The sequence below is a fragment of the Stenotrophomonas sp. 17(2023) genome, assembly GCF_030345315.1.
Classification (GTDB): Bacteria; Pseudomonadota; Gammaproteobacteria; order Xanthomonadales; family Xanthomonadaceae; genus Stenotrophomonas; species Stenotrophomonas acidaminiphila.
The window spans coordinates 1017519-1040307 of record NZ_CP128405.1 but is presented as its reverse complement, the minus strand read 5'-3'; the positions used below and the strand labels follow the sequence as shown (position 1 = coordinate 1040307).

General features: G+C 70.5%; 17 protein-coding genes. 12 read left to right on the top strand and 5 right to left on the bottom strand.

The window, feature by feature from the left end; all coding sequences use genetic code 11:
• The first annotated feature begins 4 nt into the window (after positions 1 to 4).
• From QQA12_RS04620 to QQA12_RS04570, 11 genes are all read left to right on the top strand, one after another.
• Entirely contained in the window at positions 5 to 1423 is a 1419-nt protein-coding gene (locus QQA12_RS04620) for an RNA polymerase factor sigma-54 (protein ID WP_226050194.1), read from the top strand.
• A gap of 58 nt (positions 1424 to 1481) precedes the next feature.
• Entirely contained in the window at positions 1482 to 1796 is a 315-nt protein-coding gene (gene raiA / locus QQA12_RS04615) for a ribosome-associated translation inhibitor RaiA (protein ID WP_054663771.1), read from the top strand.
• A 24-nt stretch (positions 1797 to 1820) separates the two neighbouring features.
• Positions 1821 to 2273, top strand: a complete 453-nt coding sequence (locus QQA12_RS04610; RefSeq protein WP_226050195.1) for a PTS sugar transporter subunit IIA — start codon at positions 1821 to 1823, stop codon at positions 2271 to 2273.
• Positions 2270 to 3220: an HPr(Ser) kinase/phosphatase gene (gene hprK / locus QQA12_RS04605; protein ID WP_054663764.1), complete on the top strand. Its 951-nt coding sequence runs from the start codon at positions 2270 to 2272 to the stop codon at positions 3218 to 3220. The genes QQA12_RS04610 and hprK overlap by 4 nt, the downstream gene beginning before the upstream one ends.
• Positions 3217 to 4095 carry an RNase adapter RapZ gene (rapZ, locus tag QQA12_RS04600; protein WP_054663761.1) on the top strand — a complete coding sequence of 293 codons (879 nt, stop codon included), beginning with the start codon at positions 3217 to 3219 and terminating at the stop codon, positions 4093 to 4095. Before hprK ends, rapZ begins: the two co-directional genes overlap by 4 nt.
• 65 nt (positions 4096 to 4160) lie before the next feature.
• On the top strand, positions 4161 to 4553 hold the full coding sequence (locus QQA12_RS04595; RefSeq protein WP_054663758.1) for a PTS fructose IIA subunit family protein: 393 nt from the start codon (positions 4161 to 4163) through the stop codon (positions 4551 to 4553).
• On the top strand, positions 4546 to 4815 hold the full coding sequence (locus QQA12_RS04590) for an HPr family phosphocarrier protein (RefSeq protein WP_054663755.1): 270 nt from the start codon (positions 4546 to 4548) through the stop codon (positions 4813 to 4815). The genes QQA12_RS04595 and QQA12_RS04590 overlap by 8 nt, the downstream gene beginning before the upstream one ends.
• Before the next feature lie 55 nt (positions 4816 to 4870).
• A complete protein-coding gene (gene ptsP, locus QQA12_RS04585) occupies positions 4871 to 6595 on the top strand; it encodes a phosphoenolpyruvate--protein phosphotransferase (RefSeq protein ID WP_226050196.1) in 1725 nt (574 codons plus the stop codon).
• A 128-nt stretch (positions 6596 to 6723) separates the two neighbouring features.
• Complete coding sequence (gene mgtE, locus QQA12_RS04580; protein ID WP_054663749.1) at positions 6724 to 8085, top strand: magnesium transporter; 1362 nt, start codon at positions 6724 to 6726, stop codon at positions 8083 to 8085.
• A gap of 69 nt (positions 8086 to 8154) precedes the next feature.
• Positions 8155 to 8421 carry a hypothetical protein gene (locus QQA12_RS04575; protein WP_226050197.1) on the top strand — a complete coding sequence of 89 codons (267 nt, stop codon included), beginning with the start codon at positions 8155 to 8157 and terminating at the stop codon, positions 8419 to 8421.
• A gap of 67 nt (positions 8422 to 8488) precedes the next feature.
• Entirely contained in the window at positions 8489 to 9289 is an 801-nt protein-coding gene (locus QQA12_RS04570; protein ID WP_226050198.1) for an alpha/beta hydrolase-fold protein, read from the top strand.
• Between the two features lie 33 nt (positions 9290 to 9322).
• Here QQA12_RS04570 and QQA12_RS04565 read toward each other — a convergent pair whose 3' ends face one another.
• From QQA12_RS04565 to QQA12_RS04555, 3 genes are read right to left on the bottom strand one after another with little or no spacing between them, the layout of a single operon-like run.
• Positions 9323 to 10273, bottom strand: coding sequence for an aspartate carbamoyltransferase catalytic subunit (locus QQA12_RS04565; protein WP_054663740.1), 951 nt, complete (start codon positions 10271 to 10273; stop codon positions 9323 to 9325).
• Positions 10274 to 10288: 15 nt separating this feature from the next.
• Positions 10289 to 10756 (bottom strand): Holliday junction resolvase RuvX, encoded by a 468-nt coding sequence (gene ruvX / locus QQA12_RS04560; protein ID WP_226050199.1) that lies wholly within the window; start codon positions 10754 to 10756, stop codon positions 10289 to 10291.
• A complete protein-coding gene (locus tag QQA12_RS04555; RefSeq protein WP_054663734.1) occupies positions 10749 to 11315 on the bottom strand; it encodes a YqgE/AlgH family protein in 567 nt (188 codons plus the stop codon). The genes ruvX and QQA12_RS04555 overlap by 8 nt, the downstream gene beginning before the upstream one ends.
• Positions 11316 to 11413: 98 nt before the next feature.
• On the opposite strand from QQA12_RS04555, the gene QQA12_RS04550 reads away from it, so the two are divergent.
• Positions 11414 to 11959, top strand: a complete 546-nt coding sequence (locus QQA12_RS04550) for a DNA-3-methyladenine glycosylase I (RefSeq protein WP_226050200.1) — start codon at positions 11414 to 11416, stop codon at positions 11957 to 11959.
• A gap of 94 nt (positions 11960 to 12053) precedes the next feature.
• Here QQA12_RS04550 and QQA12_RS04545 read toward each other — a convergent pair whose 3' ends face one another.
• Both QQA12_RS04545 and QQA12_RS04540 read right to left on the bottom strand, forming a co-directional pair.
• Positions 12054 to 15779: a hypothetical protein gene (locus tag QQA12_RS04545; protein ID WP_226050201.1), complete on the bottom strand. Its 3726-nt coding sequence runs from the start codon at positions 15777 to 15779 to the stop codon at positions 12054 to 12056.
• A 22-nt stretch (positions 15780 to 15801) separates the two neighbouring features.
• Complete coding sequence (locus QQA12_RS04540; protein WP_226050202.1) at positions 15802 to 22782, bottom strand: OmpA family protein; 6981 nt, start codon at positions 22780 to 22782, stop codon at positions 15802 to 15804.
• Positions 22783 to 22789: the final 7 nt, after the last annotated feature.

The following is a 22789-nucleotide window of genomic DNA, read 5'->3' as shown; positions in this document are numbered from 1 at the left end:
CGGGATGAAAGCACGGCTGCAGACATCGCTTGGACAGCAGCTGGTCATGACGCCGCAGCTGCGCCAGGCCATCCGCCTGCTGCAGATGTCCAGCACCGAGCTGGAACTGGAACTTGCCGAGGCGGTGGAGAGCAACCCGCTGCTGGAATGGGCCGACGAGGCCGCCCCGGGCGAGCCGGCCGGCGAAGCGGACGCATCCCCTGCGGCGGCCGATGCCGGCGACGGCCGCGCCGACGAGGGCATGGAATGGCCCGGCGAAGGCGAGCAGTGGAGCGGCGGCCAGGGCGGCTCGTTCGACGACAACGACGGTGACGCCAGCGAGCGCGTCGCCGAAGCCGACACCCTCGCCGACCACCTGCTGTGGCAGCTGCACCTGTCCCACCTGGGCGCACGCGACCGTGCCATCGGCGTCGCCCTGATCGACGCGCTGGACGAGGACGGCTACCTGCGCGAACCGCTGGCATCCATCGCCGAAACGCTGCACCCGGACATCGCTGCCGGCGAGGACGAGATCCTCACCGTGCTGCACCGGATCCAGCGCTTCGATCCGGCCGGCGTCGGCGCCCGTGGCCTGGGCGAATGCCTGGCGCTGCAGCTCGACACCCTGCCCGCCGCCACGCCGGGCCTGTGCCTGGCCCGGCAGATCGCCGCGGGACCACTGGAACGCCTGCCGCGGGCCGGCATCCCCGGCATCGCCGCCGAACTGCGGCAACCGGCCGAGGCCGTCGAACAGGCGGTGCAGCTGCTGCGCACGCTGGACCCGCGCCCGGGCCGGCAGCTGGGCGAAGTGTCCTCGGACACCTATGTCGTTCCCGACTGCGTGGTCTGGCGCCAGCGCGGCGTCTGGAAGGCCGCCCTTGCCAGCCATGCCGGCCCGCGGGTGGTGATCCACCGCGGCTACGAGCAGCTGATCCGCCGCTGCGGCGATGCCGACGCCAGCTACCTGCGCGGCCAGCTGCAGGAGGCGCGCTGGCTGCTCAAGGGCCTGGAAGCGCGCGGCGAGACCCTGCTGCGCGTGGTCAACAGCCTGCTGCACCACCAGGCCGGGTTCCTCGAGTTCGGCGCCCAGGCGCTGCGGCCGCTGACCCTGCGCGAGATCGCCGCCGAGCTGGACCTGCACGAATCCACCATCTCCCGCACCATCGCCCGCAAGCACGTGCGCACGCCGCGCGGCACCCTGCCGCTGCGCGCGTTCTTCGCCTCGGGCATCGATACCGATGGCGGCGGCGAGGCCTCCAGCACCGCGATCCAGTCGATGATCCGGCGCCTGATCGAGGCCGAGAACCCGCGCAAGCCGCTTTCTGACGCCAAGCTGGCCGACATGCTCAAGAGCAGCGGAATACCGGTGGCGCGCCGCACCGTGGCGAAGTATCGTGAAGCCATGAACATCTCCGCCTCCCACGAACGCGTACGCCTTGTCTGAAACGTTCGCGGCGGGCGGCAGGGTTCATTGGCAACCAAAGAACCACAGGAGGCATCCGATGCGTATCGAAACGTTTGGTAAAGACGTGGAAGTCACCCCCGCCCTGAAGGAGTACGTGGAGACCAAGCTGCAACGGCTGGGCAAGCACTTCGACCAGCACTGTGAAGTCAGGGTGACCCTGTCGCTGCAGAAGAACGAGCACCATGTCGATGCCAGCGCCAATCTCCCCGGCCAGACCCTGCACGCCGAGGCCGGTGGCCAGACCATGTACGCGGCGATCGACGTGCTGGCCGACAAGCTGGACAGGCTGGTGATCAAGCACAAGGAAAAGCATCTGCCACACGCCTCCCATGCACTGCGCGACAATGGCTGACATCCGCCACCGTCCGTTGCAGTCATGCCCCTGAATGACCTGATGGCGGCCGTGAGTACCCGGGTACTCGCGGCCGCCGACCGCGACAGCGCCCTGCGCGCCGCCGCCAGCCTGCTTGCCTGCCGCGAAGCCGGCGCCGACAGCATCTTCCGCAGCCTGTGCGACCGCGAGAACGTCGGCAGTACCGCCATCGGCCATGGCATCGCCATCCCGCATGGCCGCTCCCCCACCCTGCAACACCCGCGCGGCGCCTTCCTGCGGCTGCTGCAACCCATCGATTTCGGCGGCGCCGAACCGGTCGACCTGGTGTTCGCCATGGCGGTGCCCGAGCACTACACCCACCAGCACCTGATGCTGCTGTCCGAGCTGGCGGAGATCTTCTCCGACGCCCATGTCCGCGATGCCCTGCGCGCGGCCGACGACGGCAGCGCGCTGAAGCAGATCCTCGACCATCCGCAGCGGATCCGTCCCTCATGAATACCCGCATCACCGCCCGCGAACTGTTCGACCAGCAGCGCGAGAAGCTGGACCTGCGCTGGGCCGCGGGCCAGGCCGGCGGCAACCGCGAACTGGACGCCGGCGACACCGTCGCGCGGCGCCCGTCGCTGGCCGGCTACCTCAACACCATCTACCCGAACAAGGTGCAGATCCTCGGCACCGAGGAACTGGCCTGGCTGGACTCGCTGGACTCGCGCCAGCGCTGGGAAGTGATCGAGCGCATCATCCAGGCGCGGCCACTGGCGCTGGTCATCACCAAGAGCCACGGCTGCCCGGAGGACCTGCGCGCGGCCGCCGACGAATCGCAGACCCCGCTGTGGGTGTCGCCGCGGCGCGGCCACGAGCTGCTCAACCACCTGTCCTACCACCTGGCGCGCACGCTGGCGCCGCGGATCATCCTGCACGGCGTGTTCATGGAGATCTATTCCATCGGCGTGCTGATCACCGGCGAGGCCGGCTCGGGCAAGAGCGAACTGGCGCTGGAGCTGCTCAGCCGCGGCCACCGGCTGGTGGCCGACGACGCGCCCGAATTCACCCAGATCGCGCCGGACGTGCTCGACGGCACCTGCCCGGAACTGCTGCAGGACCTGCTGGAAGTGCGCGGACTGGGCGTGCTCAACGTGCGCCAGATGTTCGGTGACACGTCTGTAAAGAAGAACAAGTACCTTCGGCTCATCGTCCACCTGACCAAACCGATGACCGAACCCGGCAGCTACGGCTACGAACGCCTCACCGGCGACTCCGGCAAGCGCCACGTGCTCGACCTGGACGTGCCGCTGATCACCCTGCCGGTGATGCCCGGCCGCAACCTGGCGGTACTGACCGAGGCGGCCACGCGCCTGCACATCCTGCGCACCAAGGGCATCGACCCGGCGGCGATGTTCATCGCCCGCCACAGCAACCTGCTGGAGCAACGCACCCCATGAACGCCACGCCGGCCCCGTTGCTGGTCATCGTCAGCGGCCTGTCCGGTTCGGGCAAGTCGGTGGCGCTCAAGACCTTCGAGGACCTGGACTACTACTGTTCGGACAACATCCCGGTGGACCTGCTGCCGGAGTTCGTGCGCGGCGTGCTCGGCGAACGCACCGACGACCGGCCGCGGCGCCTGGCGCTGGGCATCGACGTGCGCGGCCGCAGCGACCTGAGCCAGCTCGCCAACTGGCGGCAGCGGGCGCGCGACCACGACATCGATGCGACCCTGCTGTTCTTCGAGGCCGACGACGACACCCTGCTGGCGCGGTTCGCCGACACCCGGCGGCGGCATCCGCTCAGCCAGCTCGGCCTGTCCCTGCCCGAGGCCATCGTCCGCGAGCGCGAACTGACCGCGCCGCTGCGCCGCGAGGCCAACGCCGTCATCGACACCAGCCGGCTCAACGTGCACCAGCTGCGGCGCAAGCTGATCACCGAATACGCGCTCGGCCACGGCAGTGGCCTGTCGCTGCTGTTCGAGTCCTTCGCCTACAAGCGCGGGGTCCCGGCCGAGGCCGATTTCGTGTTCGACGCCCGGGTGCTGCCCAACCCGCACTGGGACCCGGAACTGCGCTCGCTGACCGGCCGCGACCGCGAGGTCCGCGAATACCTGGACGCGCAGCCGGAGGTGATGCGCTACGCGGCCCAGCTCGAAGACCTGCTCGATACCTGGCTGCCCAAGCTGGGCAACGATACCCGCAGCTACGTGACCGTCGCCTTCGGCTGCACCGGCGGCAAGCACCGCTCGGTGTACCTGGCCGAGCGCCTGGCCCGGCATGCGCGCGCGCAGGGCTGGCCGGACGTGGCCACCTTCCACCGCGAACAGGACTGAATGGTGCGCGCAGGGCGCGATCCAGGCGCTATCGCGGACTGCACCCGACCTGTTAACGTTCAGTAATGACCTGCGGCATTCTTCTCGTGACCCATCCCGGCGTCGGCTCTTCCCTGCTGGAAGTCGCCACCCGCCTGCTGCGCCAGCTTCCGCTCGACGCCGAGGCCTTCGAGGTCCCGTTCGACGCGGACCTGGACGCGCAGCTGCCACTGGCCTCGGCGGCCATGCGCCGGGTCGAGGGCCCGGACGGCGTGCTGGTGCTGACCGACCTGTACGGGGCCAGCCCGAGCAACCTGGCAGCGCGGCTGGCGCGGCTGGGGACGCCGGTGCGGCGGGTGTCGGCGCTGAGCCTGCCGATGCTGCTGCGGGTGATGAATTATCCGGAACAGGGACTGGACCAACTGCCCGCCACCGCCGCGGCGGGCGCCCGAAATGGAGCCATCATCGACGATGCTTGAACGCGAACTCACCGTATCCAACCGCCTGGGCCTGCATGCCCGCGCGACCGCCAAGCTGGTGCAGCTGCTGTCCGGCTTCCGCGCCAATGCCACGCTGGTGGCCAAGGGCCGCGAGGTCAACGCCAAGAGCATCATGGGCGTGATGCTGCTGGCCGCCGGCCAGGGTACGCCGGTCACGGTGCGGGTACAGGGCGAGGACGAGGCCGACGCGATGGCGGCGGTCGTGGATCTGTTCGAGCGCCGTTTCGACGAGGACAGCTGATGGCGGCGGACGCGGCGTCGGTTCCCGTCCGCACCACGCCGGGAGGCGTGGCGGCATGACCGCGCTGCGCCTGCATGGTCATGGCGCATCGCGCGGCAGCGCGCTCGGGCGCGCCCGCGTGCGCCTGCCGCATGCGCAGGAAGTCACCGAGAAGCGCATTGCCGCCAGCGCCGTGGAGGCCGAACTGCAGCGCCTGCACCAGGCCATCGAATCGGCCCGCGCGGAAATGCGCGAGCTGCGCCAGCGCCTGCAGGGCGCTCTGCCGGCCGAGGTCGGCGAGTTCCTCGACCTGCACGCCATGCTGCTGGACGACCCCGAACTGCTGCTGGCGCTGGACGAACTCATCCGCAGCCAGCGCTACAGCGCGGCCTATGCCCTGCGCCTGCAGCGCGACACCCTGGCGCAGGTGTTCGAGGGCATGGAGGACGACTACCTGCGCAGCCGGCTGGACGACCTGGACCACGTCATCGGCCGCATCAACGCATTCCTGCACAAGCGCCCGACCGGCATGAAGGGCCTGGCGGGCGAAATCCTGGTGTGCGAGAACGTCGCTCCCTCGGAGTTGGCGCAGCTGCAGTCGCAGGGCGTGGTCGGCATCGTCACCAGCGCCGGCAGCCCGCTGTCGCACAGCGCCATCCTCGCCCGCAGCCTGCACCTGCCGCTGGTGGTCGGGGCCAGCGGCGTGCTGCACCGGATCAACGACGGCGACGTGCTGATCCTGGACGGCGGCAGCGGCGAAGTGGTGCTGGAACCGGCCGCCGACGACCTGCGCCAGTACCGCCAGCGCCTGCGCGAGCTGGCGCGCGAACAGCGCGAGCTCGGCCACCTGCGCTCCAAGCCGAGCCGCACCCTGGACGGGGTGGACATCACCCTGCTGGCCAACGCCGAATCACGCGAGGACGTGGCCCACGCGCACACCCTGGGCGCGCACGGGCTGGGTCTGTACCGCACCGAGTTCCTGTTCCTGCAGCGCAACGGCCTGCCCGACGAGGAGGAACAGTTCCATCACTACCGCGACGCTGTGCTCGGCATGAGCGGCCGGCCGGTGACCATCCGCATCCTCGACCTGGGCGCGGACAAGGCCGATCGCAGCGGGCTGGTGCTGGGCCGCGAGGAAAACCCGGCGCTGGGCCTGCGCGGCATCCGCCTGCTGCTGGCGCATCCGAAGGTCGCCGACACCCAGCTGCGCGCGCTGCTGCGCGCGTCCGGCTACGGGCCGGTGCGCGTCCTGGTGCCGATGGTCAGCACCCGCGAGGAGATCCTCGCGCTCAAGCGGCGCATGACCCGGCAGGTGGCGGCGCTGCGCGAGGAAGGCCACGTGCTGGCCGAGCACGTGCCGGTCGGCGCGATGATCGAGGTGCCGGCCGCGGCCATCGCCCTGCCGACCTTCATCGACCAGGTCGATTTCCTCTCGGTCGGCACCAATGACCTGGTGCAGTACCTGCTGGCGGCCGACCGCAACAACGAGGCGGTGGGCGAGCTGTATTCGCCGCTGCACCCGGCGGTGCTGCAGTTGCTGGCGCAGGTGATCGGCACCGCGCGCGCGCATGCCACGCCGCTGTCGGTGTGCGGCGAGATCGCCGGCGACCCGCGCATGACGCCGCTGCTGCTGGCCCTGGGCCTGACCGAGTTCAGCCTGCACCCGGCGACCCTGCTGGAAGTGCGCCGGGCGATCCGCGACTGCAACCATGGCGAGCTGCGCGCACGCGCCGGCAAGCTGCTGCAGGCGCGCGACCGCCGCGGCATCGAGCGCTGGCTCGCCGGCACCTGCCCCCCCTGAACGCCGGCGCCCCGGCGCCGCGCATCCACGCAGAGGGTGTGCACTGAAACACCGGCGCGTGATAATGACGCGCCCGACACCTTCCTTGCCGCATCCTGCATCGCGGCCCTCCCGTTCCCGGAGTCCCGATGGCCGAAGCCGTACGCCACGACAAGACCGCGCGCCAGCTGCGCATGCTTTCCGACGCGCTGGACAGTGGCCGGCTGGGGCCGGTGCGGCGGCTGGTCAACACGCTGGCGCCGGCGGAGATCGGCAACCTGCTCGAATCGCTGCCGCCGGGCAAGCGCGAGGTGGTGTGGGGCCTGGTCGACCAGGAAGACGACGGCGAGGTGCTGGTCCACGTCGGCGAGGAAGTGCGCGAAAGCCTGCTGGCCGACATGGACCCGGACGAGATCATCGCCGCGGTCGAAGACCTGGACATCGATGACCTGGCCGACCTGGTCGAGGACCTGCCCGACACCGTCATCGACGAAGTGCTCAAGTCGATGGACCGCGAGAACCGCGAGCGGCTGGAGCAGGTGCTGTCCTACCCGGAGGACACCGCCGGGCGCCTGATGAACCCCGACGTGGTCACCGTGCGCGCGGACGTCAACATCGACGTGGTGCTGCGCTACCTGCGACTGCGCGGCGAACTGCCCGACCACACCGACTACCTGTACGTGGTCAGCCGCCGCCACCAGTACCTGGGCCGGGTGTCGCTGGCCTCGCTGGTCACCCACGAGGACAGCACACCGATCAACCGCCTGGTCGACGACGAACAACCGGCCATCGACGTGGGCGAGAGCGCCGACGAGGTCGCGCGGCAGTTCTCCGACCATGACTGGGTGTCGGCACCGGTGGTGGACGACAACAACATCCTGATCGGGCGCATCACCATCGACGACGTGGTGGACATCATCCGTGCCCAGGCCGAGCACCAGGCGCTGGGCGCGGCCGGCCTGGACGAGGACGAAGACCTGTTCAGCCCGGTCTGGCGCGCCATGCGGCGGCGCCTGGTGTGGCTGTTCGTCAACCTGTGCACGGCGTTCGTCGCCGCCAACGTGGTCGGCCAGTTCGAAGGCACCATCGACAAGCTGGTGGCGCTGGCGGTGCTGATGCCGATGGTCGCCGGCCTCGGCGGCAACGCCGGCACCCAGGTGCTGGCGCTGATGGTGCGCGGCCTGGCGCTGGGCCAGGTGGGCGCCTCCAACGTGAAGGCGCTGCTGTGGAAGGAACTGCGCGTGGCCCTGCTCAACGGCCTGCTGATGGGCGCGGTGCTGGGGCTGATCGTGCTGGTCTGGTTCCACAACCCCGGCTTGTCGCTGGTGATCTTCATCGCCCTGACCTGCAACCTGCTGCTGGCGGCGTCGGCCGGGGTGCTGATCCCGATGACGCTCAAGCGGCTGGGGTTCGACCCGGCCCTGGCCAGCGGCATCTTCCTGACCGCCATCACCGACTCGATGGGTTTCTTCACCTTCCTCGGCCTGGCCACCCTGGTGCTGCTGCGCTGAGCCGCGCACCCGCGATCACGGCCGGCACTGCGTCCGGCCCTCACGTGCCCCCTACGCCGGACACCCTAGATGACCACCACCCTCAGCGACTACTACCAGCCCGGATGGCGCGACCATCGCCACACCTGCCCCGCCTGCGAATGGCAGGGCAGCTCCCGGCAGATGGAGCTGGAACTGCACGACGAGCAGAGCGAGTACGCCTGCCCGCAATGCGAGTTCCCGTTGCTGGTGGTGCTGCACCCGGACCTGCCGCAGGTCCAGGCCGCCGCCGCGGCCGGCAATGCCGAGGCCGCCGGACAGCTGGCCATCCTGGCCAGCGCGCCACACCGCGGATGATGCGGCGCACCGGGCACCGGCCTGCCATCACCGCTACGATGCCGGCATCCCCGGCGCGGAACGTCCCATGGCCTTGCCCCGTCTGCATCACCTTGCCCTGCTCGTGCTGATGGCCGTCGCTGGCGGCTGCGCCTCGCTTGCCGGCAGCGGCGATGGCCGGTTCGTCGCCCGCAGCGTCGAGCTCGATGGCGTGCGCATGCCCTACCAGGTATTCATCCCGGCGGCGTCGGCGCGCGGGGCCGGTGCGCTGCCGGTGGTGCTGTTCCTGCACGGCTCGGGCGAACGCGGCGACGACGGCAGGCGCCAGACCGAAGTCGGGCTGGGCCCCTACCTGCGCGCCCATGCGGCGGATTTCCCCGCGCTGGCGGTGCTGCCGCAGGTGGCCAGGGACGAGGAGTGGAGCGGACGCAACGCGCGTCTGGCGGTCGCCGCGCTCGATGCGGCGATCCGCGAGTTCGGAGCCGACCGCGGGCGCCAGTACCTGACCGGCATGTCGATGGGCGGCTACGGCAGCTGGAACATCGCCCTGGCCGACCCGGGGCGCTTCGCCGCGCTGGTACCGGTATGCGGCGCGGTGCGCCCTCCGCGCGCCGAACGGCCGGGCCTGCGGGTCGAGGCCGTCGCCGCGGAGGCCGACCCCTACCAGGCCATGGCCCTGCGCCTGAAGGACACCCCGGTCTGGATCTTCCATGGCGCGCGCGACGACGTGGTGCGGCCGGACGACGACCGCCGGCTGCATGCCGCCTTCCAGCAGGCCGACGCGCGCGATGTGCGTTACACCGAGTACCCGCAGGGCAACCACAACGCCTGGGACGCCACCTACGCCGACCCGGCGATGTGGCAGTGGCTGTTCGCGCAGCGCCGGTAACGCCGGCCGCGGGCCGGCGCCGCGACGCGACGCTCAGCCCAGCAGGGTTTCCAGCACCGCCATGCGCACGGCCACGCCGTTGGCGACCTGGCGCAGCACCCACGACTGCGGGCCGTCGGCCACTTCGTCGGTGACTTCCACGCCGCGGTTGATCGGGCCCGGATGCAGGACCGCCGCGTCGCTGGCGGCACGCCGCAGGCGCGTGGCGGTGAGGCCGTACTCGGCGTGGTACTGCTCCAGCGACGGCACCAGGCCTTCTTCCATGCGCTCGCGCTGCAGGCGCAGCATCATCAGCGCGTCGGCACCTTCGAGCATGGCATCGAAGTCCTGGCCGACCACGCAGCCGCGCAGCGTGTCTTCGTCCGGCAACAGCGACTGCGGGCCGCAGACGCGGATTTCGCCGACGCCCAGCGTGCGCAGCGCATGCAGGTCGGTGCGCGCCACGCGCGAGTGCTTGACGTCGCCGACGATCAGCACCTTCAGTTTCGAGAAGTCCGGGCCCTTGGCCTGGCGCAGGGTCAGCATGTCCAGCAGGCCCTGGGTCGGGTGCGCGCTGCGGCCGTCGCCGGCGTTGACCAGCGCGGTGCCCTCGCCCGCGGCGGCGGCCAGCTCGGCCACCGCGCCGTCGTCGGGATGGCGCACCACGAAGCCGCGCACGCCCATCGCCTCCAGGTTGCGCAGCGTGTCGCAGGCGGTCTCGCCCTTGCGCGTGGACGAGGTGGAGGCGTCGAAGTTCAGCACGTCCGCGCCCAGCCGCTGCGCGGCCAGCTGGAACGAACTGCGGGTGCGGGTGGACGGTTCGAAGAACAGCGTGCACACCGCGGTGCCGGCCAGCACCCCGCGCTTGTTGCCGACACGGCCCACCGCCGCGTCGCGGATCTGCCCGGCGCGGTCCAGCAGCTGCAGCAGGTGTTCGCGCGGCAGCCCCTCCAGGGTCAGCAGGTGGCGCAGGCGTCCGTCGGCATCGAGTTGGGAGGCGGTCATGGCAGGTCTTGGGGGTCAGGAAACGGGAGTGGCGTCGCCGGGGGCGGACAGCCAGCGTTCGATGATGACCGCGGCGGCGACCGCGTCCAGGTTGGCGGCGTCGCGACGGCGCTTGCGGCCCTCGGCGCGCTCGGTGGCGAAGCGTCGCGCGGCCTCCACCGAACTGGAGCGCTCGTCCACCAGCAGCACCGGCAGCCGGTAGCGCTGCAGCAGCTGCCGGGCGAAGGCCTGCGCGCGCTTGCGGTTGGGCTGGTCGTCGCCGTCCAGGGTCAGCGGGTCGCCGACGATCAGGCCATGCGGGCGCCATTCGCGCTGCAGCCGGTCGAGCGCGGGCCAGTCGGGGCCGTCGCCGCGCACCTCGACCACCGCCAGGGCACGAGCGCCCACGCCGTAGGCGCTGCCGATGGCCACGCCGATGCGGCGCGATCCGACATCGAAGCCCAGCACGGTGCTGTCGGCCGGAAGCGGCGCCGGATCAGGCATGGCCGCTGTACCCGGCCAGGCGGAACAGGTCCACGCCGATGCGCGAGGCGGCCAGTTGCCAGCGCTCGTCCAGCGGCGCGTCGAACAGCACCACCGGGTCGGCCGGCACGGTCAGCCAGCTGTCCTCGGCCAGTTCCTGCTCCAGCTGCCCGGCACCCCAGCCGGCGCAGCCCAGGGTGACCAGCGCATTGCGCGGGCCATCGCCACGGGCCATGGCCTCGAGGATGTCGCGCGAGGTCGTCAGGTACAGGCCCTGGCCCACCGCCAGGCTGGAATCCCAGTCGCGGGCATCGTCGTGGATGACGAAACCGCGCCCGGTGTGCACCGGGCCGCCATTGAGCACCGGCACGGCGCGCAGGCGCTCGTCGCCGGTGTCGATCTCCATCTGCGAGAGCACTTCGCCCAGGGTGTATTCCGAGGGCTGGTTGACCACTACGCCCATGGCGCCGTTGTCGTCGTGCTGGCAGATCAGCGCGACGCTGCGCGCGAATGCCGAATCGGTCAGCGAGGGCAAGGCGACCAGCAGGTGATTGGCCAGATTGTCGAAGTGCGTGGACATGGCCGCATTCTACCGTCAGCCACGCGGCCGCGCCCGGAGCGCGCCGCCGGCGCAGGCATGCACGCCTATACTGGCCCGCCCAGGGTCCATCGCCGCCCATGAGCGCCTATTGCGACATCGCGCCCGGTCACCCGGTCCACGCCCACTACCACGCCCGCGAGTACGGATTCCCGCAGCGTGCGGAGCAGGAACTGTTCGAGCGCCTGCTGCTGGAGATCAACCAGGCCGGGCTGAGCTGGGAAACCATCCTGCGCAAGCGCGAGGGTTTCCGCCGCGCCTACCACGGCTTCGACGTGGATGTCGTGGCGGCCTACGGCGAGGCCGACATCGCCCGCCTGCTGGGTGACGCCGGCATCATCCGCAACCGGCTCAAGGTGCTGGCCGCCATCCACAATGCCGGGGTGATCCGCACCCTGCGCGACTCGCACGGCGGCTTCGCGCAGTGGCTGGACGCGCACCACCCGCGGCCCAAAGCCGACTGGGTGAAGCTGTTCAAGAGGACGTTCCGCTTCACCGGCGGCGAGATCACCGGCGAATTCCTGATGAGCCTGGGCTACCTGCCCGGCGCGCACCGCGATGACTGCCCGGTGATGGCCGACATCCGCGCGGCGTCGCCGCCGTGGCTGGGCGGCGCCGGCGGCTGATTGCGCCCGGCGCCGGCCGGCGCCGTTCCGCCGTGGCGCCAGGCCCCTGCCCGGGCGCCTGGCGCACACCTGCCGCGCCTGCGCGGCGGCAGGCTCAGTAGCGACCGCTCAGGTTCACGAACCAGCCCTCGTGGTCGTAGTCGAAGTCGGTCAGGTCGTCGCTGAACTCGGTGAAGTTGTAACCGGCGCCGATGCGGAAGTTCCCGCTCAGGTCGCGGTCCACGCCCACCAGGAAGCCCTGCCGGGTGCCCCCGTCCTTGACCTGCAGCTGGCGGTATTCGCCCAGCGCATGCCACTGCGCGCGCAGTTCGTAGCGCGCCTGGATGGCACCGAAGGTGGTGGCCGAATCCAGCCACACGCCGGCCCCGCGACCCATGCGCACCTCGCCTTCGCGGCGGGCCAGCTTGCCGGCGAATTCCCAGTGCTGGTCGTGGCGGTAGACGCCCTCGAACGAGACGATCTGCGAACGCTGGTCGTACTGCGCGCCGCCCAGCTGGCCCATCGACGCCAGGTCGTAGAGGTAGGTGTAGCGGCCGAACAGGCCCCAGCGGGTGCTGTTCCAGGGACGATAGGCGAAGCCGAAATTGCCTTCGACGAAACGGGCGCCCGCGGCGGGATCCAGGCGGTCGTCGGTATCGGCGTAGTTGAAGCGCGCGGCGATGCGCCAACTGTCGTTGATGCGGTGGGTCATGCGTGTGGTGCTGACCCACTGCTCGCGACGCTCGGCACCGCTGTCGCGGCGCCATTCCAGCTTGCTCTGCCAATCGGTGTCGGGCGAGGTGCGCCCGCCGGAAATGCTGGCTGCGCGCCGCTCGACCACGCCGCCGCCCGTGCTCTCCAGTTCGCCATTGGACAGGGTGAAGCCGGTGTTCCAGCCCTGCGCCGGATAGAAATCCATGCCGAAGGTATGCGCCAGCCCGGCCTCGCCGCGCTCCTTCAGGAACTGGCTTTCGTTGAACACGTTGACCTGGCTGGAAACCCGCCAGCGCTGCCCCAGCGTCCAGCCGTTCTGCCCGCCCGGATTGAACAGCGGGTCGCGCTCGGTGGTATCGGCCGAATAGGTGTAGCCACCGTAGAAGGCGTGTTCCGGGCTGATGCGGTACTCGGCATTGAGCGTGGCGGCGTTGCCACGGTCGCCGTCGGTCACTTCCGCGCCCACCGACGAGTTGTTGCCGAACAGGTGCTTGGCACCGAGGGTAAAGGCATCGTTGTCGGCGTACTTGCCGCCGTCGTCGTCCACGGTCAGCTGGGCCACGCCGTACAGCTCCATCGTGGCGCCGAAGCGGTGCAGGTACTTGACCGCCGCCAGCGTGCCGACCGCATCGAGGTAGCTGCCCTGCTGATCGACCCTGCGCAGTTCGCCACTGAGGGTCCCCGCGTCGCTGGCCTGCCATTGCAGCGAGGCCTGGGCCTGGGCCAGCGTGTCGGCACCGCGCTCGGCGCGGGTGTAGCGGGTGTACAGGCCCAGGTTCGGGGTGAACTGGCCCAGCATCTCGGCGCCGTATTCGGTCACCGGCAGGCCCGTGTCGTAGCGGGACACGGAATAGCCGGCGTCGGTCTGGCGCCACCATGCACCGGCGGCCCAGTCCTGTTCGGTCCAGCCCAGCTCCCTGAAATTGGCGCGGGCTTCGAGCGAGCGGGCATCGCCCTTGCGGTTCAACGCGGTGTCGTTCTGCTGGATGAAGCTCAGGCCGCCGTTGTCGGAGAAGAACGCCGGCACGCCGAAGGATTCGGTTTGCGCGTACTCGGCCTTCAGGTAGGTGCCCTTGCCGGCCTGCAGGGTGAGGTCGGCGCCCTTGAGCGTGTAGTCCTCGCCGGCCCGGTTCTCGTCGACCCAGGTCGCGCCAAGGCCGACGTGGTCGCCGATCCAGTGCTTGCCACGGAAGCCCACGGTCACGTCATCGGCATCGAAGCCGGTCGGCACCCACTCGTAGTCGACCAGCAGGCGCTGTTCGAAGCCGTCCAGCGGCGCATCGCGGGTCAGGGTCGGGCTGTTGTCGCGGGTGATCTGCGCCAAGGGGCGGGTCAGCAGGATGCGGCCCTGCAGTTCGTCGATCTCGTAATCGGCCCCGCGCTGCAGCACCACCCGGTTCTCGGTACGGCCGCTGCTGCGGTCGCGGATCTCCAGGGTCACCACGTCCGAACCGGGCAGCAGGTCGGTATGCCGCAGGTAGTACAGGCTGCCACCGGTGCCGATGAATTCGTTGTGGCCCGGCGCGGTTTCGGCCTGCGAACCGAATACGCGCAGTTCGCTGCCGGCATCACCCCAGCGGTTGCTGGCGTTCGAGCGCCAGTTGAGCGCCGCGCCGTACAGCGCGCGCTGGTACTGGCCGAACTCGGTCCCGGTCAGGCCGGTGGCGTAGTTGCCCCACAGCGCCTGGTTCTTGTCCCAGTCCATGCGCAGGTAGAACCGGCCCATCGTGTCCACGTCGCGACGGGTGTTGGAATCGTCGCCGTAGACCGGGTAGTACAGGTCCGGGTCGAGGCGGCGGAAGATGTCCTGCGGATCGGCCTTGCCGAAACCGTTGAACAGCCGGTCCAGGTCGCGCTCGGTGGTATCGGCCTGCGCTGTCACCAGGTACCGGCCGCGCAGCTTGGCCTTGCCGTAGAACGCCAGCCGGCCATCGCTGATGACGTCGTCCCGATAGTTGGCGTCGCCACGGAACGGCTCGTTGGAACCGCTGACCTTGTTCTGCGCGATGGTCACGTCGGCCAGCGCGACGCCGAAGAAGTAGCGCCCGGTGACGTCCACGTCCAGGCGGTGCGCCGGACCACCCTCGCCGCCCACGCCGATGTCGAAACGGTGCGCGCCGACCGGCATCAGGTACTCGGCGACGAACTTGCGCTCCAGGTCCACCGGATAGCTTTCGCCGTTGATGCTCAGCGCCATGCCCGCGGGGATGTTGCGGCCCTGGATGCGGATGCGCGAACCGTACAGCGGGATGTTCTGCTGGCGCAGGCCGCTGCCGGCGAAGACGTCGTCGATCAGGCTCTGGGTCTGCGCCTGCTCGGCGCTCAGGGCATTGCCCAGCCGCTTCTCGGTGCTGTTGCGCAGCGCACTGGCGCCACGTTCGGCATCTTCGGGCGACACCAGCTGCAGCACCCGCGGCGAGGTTTCGTCGAACTGGCCGTTGGCGCCGGTGGCGCGCAGCACGTAGACCAGCTCATCGCCCTTGCGGAAGCGGTACTTGCCCGGCAACACGCCATCCCAGTCGCCATGGCTGACCGCCGCCACGTCCAGCGGCACGGTGGCCACGGGCTCGATCAGGTCGGCGTCGCTGGCGCGGTACAGGCGCACCTCCATCCGTTCGATGAAGGCCGGATAGTTGCCGCGCGCATAGAACTGCACCGGCTTGAGCACGCGCTCGCCATCGAAGGCCACCATCGACGGCGCCGATACCGACAGCTCCGGAGCGCCCAGGGTCGGGTCCTCGGTCGCCCACACCACCCCGCCACCGGGCAGGTCGATGGAGTACTTGCCCATCGCCACGGCCCGGCCCTGTGGTTCGACCGATACCTCGACACGGCGGTCTGGCTGCAGGGCGTCGGAGGACGAACCCGCATGGGTGCCCCGGGTCACCGGGGCGGCATGGCTGCGCGTGCGCAGCTGGAACAGCAGGCCGTCGTCGCCGGTGCAGGCGTCCGCGCCGCAGTCCAGCGCCGCAGGCGCCTGTTCCGGCGCGCCGCCCTGGATGGGTTCGGCAGGCTCGGTGGACCCGCCGGGCGCGCCGCCGTCCAGCTTCGCCGCGGCCGTGGCCAACGGGGTGGTCGCGCCGGCCAGCAGGCACAGCAGGGTGTAGTCCAGTAGCTTCATCTTCATACGCTTGTCCATGACCGGCCCCTTACTTGCGCACGCCAACCGGCACCGCCGGAACGTCCGCGCTGTCCACCCGCAGCCTGCTTCGCGCTTCGGCGCCCAGGCGTTTGCCCAATGCATCGGACACCGCCTTGGCACGCGCCAGGCCCAGGGCCGTGTTGTAGGCGTCGGAGCCGCGCACGTCGGCGTGGCCGACGATGGAGACGCGGCCGCTGCCCAGCCGTTCCAGCGCGGCAGCCACCGTGTCCAGCAACGCTTCGAAGCCAGGCCGGATGGCCGATTTGCCGGTATCGAACAGCACCGTGCCCAGCAGCACGCCCTGGCCGTCGATGCCGGCCACCAGCGGCGCGGTGTCGCCCACCTTGGCCCGGGCGACCACGCTCAAGGTCCTGGCCGTGGCCTCGTCGAGCTGCGCCAGCAGGGCGGCCTTGACCGCCGCCGCGCGTCCGAATGCCAGCGCCTCGTTGCTGGCCTCGGCCTGGATCACCACTTCCATGCCCGGGTGCTCGCGCACCTTCGCGGCCATGGCTTCCACCGCCTGCCGGTAGCGCGGCTGTACCTGGGCGCTGCCGGGCGCAAAGAACACTTCGCCCATTTCCATCTCCACCTGGCGCGCGCCACCCTCGACCGCCCGTTCCGGCAGCTTCACGCCCCAGTCGAAGCGGACCGGCATGCCCGGGGTGACCCGGCGCAGCAGCGGATTGTCGGTGGTGAACGCCGCACCGGTCGGCAGGGTGGACGGATCGAGCTTCAGGATGAAGTTGCGACCGCGCTCCCACGCGCCGCCGGGAATGCCGGCCAGGTGATAGCGGCCGTACTGGTCGGTTTCGACCAGCAGCCCTTCCACCGACGCGATGCGCACACCGGGGATGCCGCGCTCGTCGATGCCGGCATTGCCGATCACGTAATCGACCACGTAATCGTCCGCGCCGCGGGCGATGCGCCGCTCGACGGTCGGTGCCGCCGCGTTCATGCCCTTGGCCGCCTCACCGTCCCGATGGACCGTGGTGACGCCCGCGCGGTCCATGCGCACGCTCACGCCCTGGTCGCTGGTCAGCACGAAGTCATCGCTGAAATCCAGTGCCCGCAGGCGCTGGCGGACCACCACCTGGCGCGCATGGGCGGGATCGGCTTCAGACTGGCGTCCGCCGATCGCGCCCACGACGATGCCATGCAGCAGCGGCGCGCTGGCGTCGGCCTGCGGCTGCATGCCGTCGCCACGATCCACCGTGGTGGAATGGGCCACGTAGGCGCCCGGCGCGAATCCGCCCTGCACGGTGACCCCGGTCAGCGCGGCACTGTCCTGCCAGCCATCGCCATCGCGGTCGTTGAACACCGTGCCGAACACCAGGCTGTCGTCCAGCAGCGGATCGCCCGCCAGGGTCACCTCGGCGGTGGCCACGTTGGACAGCGGTTCGCCCTCCAGCGAGCGCGCCTGCGCCTGGTTGACCAGGGTCCCGGCGCGCACGCCCGCCCCCACCCGCATCAGGTACACCAGCCGCGCCTTGCCGCCGGCGCGGACGTCCAGGCCATCGAAGCGCAGCGGACGCTGGCCGGCCACGGTGGCGGCGTTGTCGCCGTCCTCGACCAGCAGCGAGCCTTCCACGTAGCTGAAGCCCGCCGGCGGGGTGTCGATGACGCTGCCCCCCATCAGGCCGACAGTGCCGCTGTTCTCTACGGTCAGCGTGTAGCGCACCAGGTCGCCCAGGCGCACCTCGCGCATGCCGGCGACCTTGGTCACCCGCAGCTGCACCTGGCCGGCGACGATCACGGTCACCGTGGCGGTGACGCAGTTGCCCGGATTCAGCACCTCGCAGATCGTGTACGAGAAGGTGTACGTGCCGGTCGGGATCGCGGTACCGATGCGGATGGTGCCGTCCGGATTCATCTTCAGGCCCGGGTGCGACGGCACGCCGGGCACCAGGGTGACCTCGCCGGGGCGGATCGGACGCCCGCCGAGCGTGTGCTTTTCCAGCACGCTCGGGGTCGTACCTCCGCCGTCGCCGGAAAGCGGCTCGGCATTGTCGCCCACCGGCTCGATCGCGGGCGCGGTGACCGTGACCGTCACGCTTGCGTCGGCGCAGTTGCCCGGATGCAGCGCCTCGCAGATGCGGTAACCGATGGTGTAGGTACCGGCCGGCGTTGCCGATGGCACGCTCACCTCGCCCGTGGCCGGATCCAGCACCGGCACCGGGCCGCCCTTGAGCGGAGTGGCCGGCGTGGTCACGGTGCCGGTGATCTTCGTCGGGTCGACCGGCGCCCCGTCGAGGGTGTCGTTGTCGTAGGCATTGCCCAGCGAGGGCGCGCCGGTGCTGCCATCGGTTGCCGGCGGTACGTCATCCACCGCGACGATCAACCGCAGCGCCACCACCACCGTCACCGTGGCGGTGTCGCACACCGTCGCGTTGGGCGCGGCCAGGCACACCCGGTAGGAATAGGTGGTGGTACCGGCGAAACCGGGCGCGGGAACGAAGGTGATCGCACCCGTCGCCGGATCGACACTGAGGGTGCCATCCGCCGAGGTCGCCGTCAGCGTCACGCTGGCCGGATCGATCGCGCCGCCGACGTGGGTGTCGTTGTCCAGCACCGGGGTGGTCACCGGCATGCCGGCCTTGGTCGTGGCGCCATCGTCGTTGGCGCGGATGGACACCACCGGCGTGCTCAGGATCGTGCTGCAGCGCGGATCGCCGGTGCCGGCCGGGCACAGCGGGCCGCTGGCACGCGCGGTGTTGCGGACCACGCCGGCGTCGGCGTCGGCCTGGGTCACCGTGTAGGTACCCACCAGCTGGCAGACCGCGCCCGGGGCCACGCTGGCGCAGACGATGCTGCGCGGCGTGATCAGGGCATCGCTGAGCTCCACGTTGGCCAGCGTCGCATTGCTCCTGTTGGTGAGTGTCACCGTATAGGTCAGCACGTCGCCCACGGCCGCGTCGCCGCCGGTGCTGTCCGCGGTCACGGCCTTGCCCAGCTCCTGGTCCAGCGCATGAGTGATGGGCGTGCGGGTGCTGCTGCTGCCGGTGACCGCCTTCGGCGCCACGCCGGGGGCGGGTGCAGGCGGCAGGCCACGGGCAGTGGCGCTGTTGACCAGCACGCCGGCATCCACGTCCGCCTGGGTCAGCGTGTACAGGCGCGGGCCACAGGTCATCGACGCACCCACGGCCAGCGTGGTGCCCGGACAGGCCACCGCGCCGCCCAGCAGCGGATCGTTCAACGCCACGCCGGTCAGCGCCACGTTGCCGGCATTGGTCAACACGAAACTGTAGGTCAGGGTTTCGCCGGCACCGTAGCCGGTCGGCACGGTCGCGCTCTTGACCAGGTCAAGCACCGGGTTCTGCGCGACCAGCGCGGTGGTGACCGCGGCACTTGCGCAGGGCGCGCCCACCGGGCACGCCGGGTCGCCCCCGCCTGCCACCCGGGCGGTGTTCACCGCATTGCTGCCATGGATGATCGGCGACACGTTGATGGTGATCATCGCCGTCGCGTTGATCGCGAGGCTGGCCCGGGGCACGGTACAGGTCACCGTCTGGCCGCTGATGGCGCAGCCGGCGGCGGTGTTGATCAGCAGGTCCGCGGGCACCTCGTCGACGACCGTCGCATCGGCGATCGCGTCCGCCGTCCCGGTATTGCTGACGGTGATGACGTAGTCGAACGGGACGCCCACGATCGCGCTTGCCGGACCGCTCTTGGCGATCGCCAGTGCCGGTGCAGTGATCGTGGTCGTCACCGCGTTGCTGGCGCAGCCGGCGGTGCAATCCGGATCGCCACCGCCACTGACGCGCGCGGTGTTCTGCACGCTGCTGGCCGCGGCCGCGGTCGGGGTGACGTTGATGGTGAAGTCCGCCGGGGTCGCGGTCGTCAGACCCGCCGCGACCGTGCAGGTCACGGTCTGCCCGGCGATACCGCAGCCCGGGGCGGTGTTGATGGTCAGGCCGGCCGGCACGTCATCGACGACCGTGGCGACGGCCGTCGTATCCGCCGTGCCGGTGTTGCTCACGGTGAGGGTGTAGTCGAATGCCACGCCGACCACCGCCGTCGCCACCGAGGCGCTCTTGGCGATGGCCAGTGCCGGCGCGGTGATCGTGGTCGTCACCGCGTTGCTGGCGCACCCGGTGGTGCAATCCGGATCGCCGCCACCGCTCACGCTGGCCGTGTTGCTCACGCTGCCCGCGGCCGCAGCCGCGGCCGTCGGCGTCACCGGAATCACGTAGGTCGCGGTGTTGCCGGGCGCCACGTTGGACAGGCCGGCGGCGATCGTGCAGGCCACAGTCTGGCTGCCGGCCGGGTCGAGCGCGCAGCCGGACGGCAGGCTGCCGATGGCCAGGCCCGTCGGTATCACGTCGGTCACCGTCGCGGCGGCGGTCGTCGGCCCGGTGCCGGAGTTGGTCACGACGAGGGTGTAGTTGAATGCCGCGCCAACCACAACGGTCGCCGCCGAGGCGCTCTTCGTGATGGCCAGGTCCGGCCGGCTACCGACCGTCACGATCACCGTATTGCTGCGGCAGGGGCTCGCCACCGGGCAGGCGGTGTCACCGCCGCCGCTCACGGTCGCGGTGTTGCTGGTGCTGCCGGTCGCTGCCGCCGTGGCGGTGACCCGGATGGTACGGGTCACCGTATCGGCGGACGCCAGCGAGGCGATCGTGCAGGACACGACCTGCTGGTTCTGCGTGCAACCGCCGGGCAGCGATGCCGCCACGATCGTCAGTCCCGTCGGAATCGAATCGCTCACCTGCACCGGCGCGGTGGTGGCCAGCGCACCGGTGTTGCTCACCTGGATGACATAGTCGAACGAGGTACCCACCGGCGCGCTCGCCACCGAGGCGCTCTTGCTGACCGCCAGCACCGGGCTGGGGAACTCGATGCGGAACGCGCAGTCGGCCGATACCGGCCCCGTCGTGTAGGTGTACTTGCCGCCGACCGGGCCACTCTGCGTCACCGCGCAGGTATCGGAAACGACGGTCGGCACGCTGCCGGCCACGTTGGGCGTGACCGTGAAGGTGCCGGTCGAGCCTTCCTCCACCGAGGGCTCACCGGTCCAGGTGCCGCCGATGACGGTGGGCGACACCACCCAGGCACGCGCGAAGACCGCGGTGACGTTCCTGTTGGCCGACCCCATGTTCAGGTGGCACTCGCTGCCATTGACCGCCGTGCAGTCCCCGGCGGGATCCCAGCGCTTGAAGATGCTCCCGGCACCGGCGACCGCCGTCAGGTAAGCGTCTTCGTTCTGGCCCAGCTGCTGCTGGCTGCAGGCCGCCGCCGGAACAGGAGCCGCGGGACAGGCCGCCGCGGCAGGCACGGCATCCACCCGCCCGGAGCCCGCGCCCAGGGTGTTGACGGTCAGGGTGTACTGGGCGGTACTGACCGGGGTGCTCATGCCGGCCGAATCGTTCGCCGCCGCGCTGTCCGTCATGCCCGCCGGAGGCGCCACCGTGACCACGGTGACGACCGGCGTGCCGGCAGCCGCTGCGTTCAACGTGGTGATCGTATAGACCAGGGTCTGGCCCACCGGCAGGTTGCCGGTGGTATCCAGCGCCCCGGTTCCGCTGGCCGCGCCGCAGCTGGCCGTGCCCGGCGCGCTGCAGGTCCAGCTGGCCGCGGCGGCATTGGTCACGCCGCTCAACGTGGTCTGACGGATGAGCGCGCCGGTGACGTCGACCGGGCCGTGGTTGGTCACCGTCACTTCGTACGTGACGGCTCCGCCGGCGAGGTAGGACGGCACGTTGCCGTTGCCGATCGCGATGCCCAGGTCCACCAGGACCGCCGCGCCGGCGGCGATGCGGGTCTTCACCAGCGGCCCGATGAACGGGCTCACGGTGTTGGCGCGGACGTCGTAATCGCCGTTGTTGATGACCGCACCGCTGCCCGAGGTCGCGGCGTCGGCCGGTACGGTGAAGGTGACCGGGAAACTGCCGCCGGCGCCGTTCACCAGGTCGCCCACCGGACAATCGATGTAGTCCGCCCGCGGCGGGATGCCATCGTGGACGCCGGTGCAGGTGTTCGGGTAGCTGCCGGGGACGAACGCCAGGTACTTGCCGTCCGCGGTGACCGGCGCGGCCAGGCGCACCATCGATCCCAGCGCGTAGACGCCACTGTTGTTGACGTAGTTGTAGGTGTAGGTGACCTGTTCGCCGGGCTTGGTGGTGGACGGCCCCGACGCGGCCACGCTCAGGCCCGGCATCTTCGAGCCGAACACGTCCATGTAGACCTGTGCCGTGTGATCGGCGGCGCCTGGCTGGCAGTTGGAGACGAACACCTTCAGCACCACCACGTCACCGGGGTCCAGCCGGCCATTGCCGGGAGCGATGTCGAAGCCCTGCCAGTTGGTGGAGCGGTAGTTGCCGACCCGGGTCCACGGGATGCCGGCCTGTCCGGCGAAGTTGAACGTCTGGAAGAGCTGGGTGTTGCCCTTGGTCTTGTTGACCACTTCCACGAAGAAGAACGGCTGTTCCACCGCGCTGTGCCCGGCGTCGTAGAGCACGGGTGCCATCGCGAAGCGGATATGCACCTTGCCGTCCACGGGATCGACGTCGGCCAGCGTCATCGTGGCCTCCTGCTCGATCGAGGTCGCCTTCCTCGCCTGCCCGTCGTTGCCACCGACCAGGGCCGATGCGGTTCCCGAGAACGGGAACTGCAGGATGCCGTTGGTATTGGCCGCGGTGCCGGGCGAGGTGAGGATCTGCGCGCGGTAGCCGCTGCCGTTGCCGCCGGTCGTCGTCGTCCCGGTGGCCACCAGCCCCAGCTGCGCGGTGGTGGTCGGCGCATCCGTGGCCAGGACGTTCGGGCGGTTGTAGTCGCGCAGCGTCCAGTCGGAAAAGCTCTGGGTCTCGAAACCGCCGTTCCTGATCTGCGCCTGCGCCGCGGGCGCCACCGCCAGCAGGGAGAACAGGCCCAGCGCCGCCAGTGCCGCGCCAATGCGCGGCCGCCAGCCCATGAAGCCGGCGCGCCGGCATTGCAGCCCCTCGCGCATGGAAGGTGCGGTGTTGACGCGGGGATGAGCTGAAGCCTTCATGGGCGGT

What these genes read in the sequence shown, in the direction of transcription:
- QQA12_RS04570 (WP_226050198.1), top strand. Translation starts at nt 8,489, where the DNA reads ATGGCCTTGCCCCGTCTGCATCACCTTGCCCTGCTCGTGCTGATGGCC.
- ruvX (WP_226050199.1), bottom strand. Translation starts at nt 10,756, where the DNA reads ATGCCTGATCCGGCGCCGCTTCCGGCCGACAGCACCGTGCTGGGCTTC.
- QQA12_RS04565 (WP_054663740.1), bottom strand. Translation starts at nt 10,273, where the DNA reads ATGACCGCCTCCCAACTCGATGCCGACGGACGCCTGCGCCACCTGCTG.
- QQA12_RS04540 (WP_226050202.1), bottom strand. Translation starts at nt 22,782, where the DNA reads ATGAAGGCTTCAGCTCATCCCCGCGTCAACACCGCACCTTCCATGCGC.
- QQA12_RS04595 (WP_054663758.1), top strand. Translation starts at nt 4,161, where the DNA reads ATGACCTGCGGCATTCTTCTCGTGACCCATCCCGGCGTCGGCTCTTCC.
- QQA12_RS04575 (WP_226050197.1), top strand. Translation starts at nt 8,155, where the DNA reads ATGACCACCACCCTCAGCGACTACTACCAGCCCGGATGGCGCGACCAT.
- mgtE (WP_054663749.1), top strand. Translation starts at nt 6,724, where the DNA reads ATGGCCGAAGCCGTACGCCACGACAAGACCGCGCGCCAGCTGCGCATG.
- QQA12_RS04610 (WP_226050195.1), top strand. Translation starts at nt 1,821, where the DNA reads ATGCCCCTGAATGACCTGATGGCGGCCGTGAGTACCCGGGTACTCGCG.
- hprK (WP_054663764.1), top strand. Translation starts at nt 2,270, where the DNA reads ATGAATACCCGCATCACCGCCCGCGAACTGTTCGACCAGCAGCGCGAG.
- rapZ (WP_054663761.1), top strand. Translation starts at nt 3,217, where the DNA reads ATGAACGCCACGCCGGCCCCGTTGCTGGTCATCGTCAGCGGCCTGTCC.
- raiA (WP_054663771.1), top strand. Translation starts at nt 1,482, where the DNA reads ATGCGTATCGAAACGTTTGGTAAAGACGTGGAAGTCACCCCCGCCCTG.
- QQA12_RS04545 (WP_226050201.1), bottom strand. Translation starts at nt 15,779, where the DNA reads ATGAAGATGAAGCTACTGGACTACACCCTGCTGTGCCTGCTGGCCGGC.
- ptsP (WP_226050196.1), top strand. Translation starts at nt 4,871, where the DNA reads ATGACCGCGCTGCGCCTGCATGGTCATGGCGCATCGCGCGGCAGCGCG.
- QQA12_RS04550 (WP_226050200.1), top strand. Translation starts at nt 11,414, where the DNA reads ATGAGCGCCTATTGCGACATCGCGCCCGGTCACCCGGTCCACGCCCAC.
- QQA12_RS04590 (WP_054663755.1), top strand. Translation starts at nt 4,546, where the DNA reads ATGCTTGAACGCGAACTCACCGTATCCAACCGCCTGGGCCTGCATGCC.
- QQA12_RS04620 (WP_226050194.1), top strand. Translation starts at nt 5, where the DNA reads ATGAAAGCACGGCTGCAGACATCGCTTGGACAGCAGCTGGTCATGACG.
- QQA12_RS04555 (WP_054663734.1), bottom strand. Translation starts at nt 11,315, where the DNA reads ATGTCCACGCACTTCGACAATCTGGCCAATCACCTGCTGGTCGCCTTG.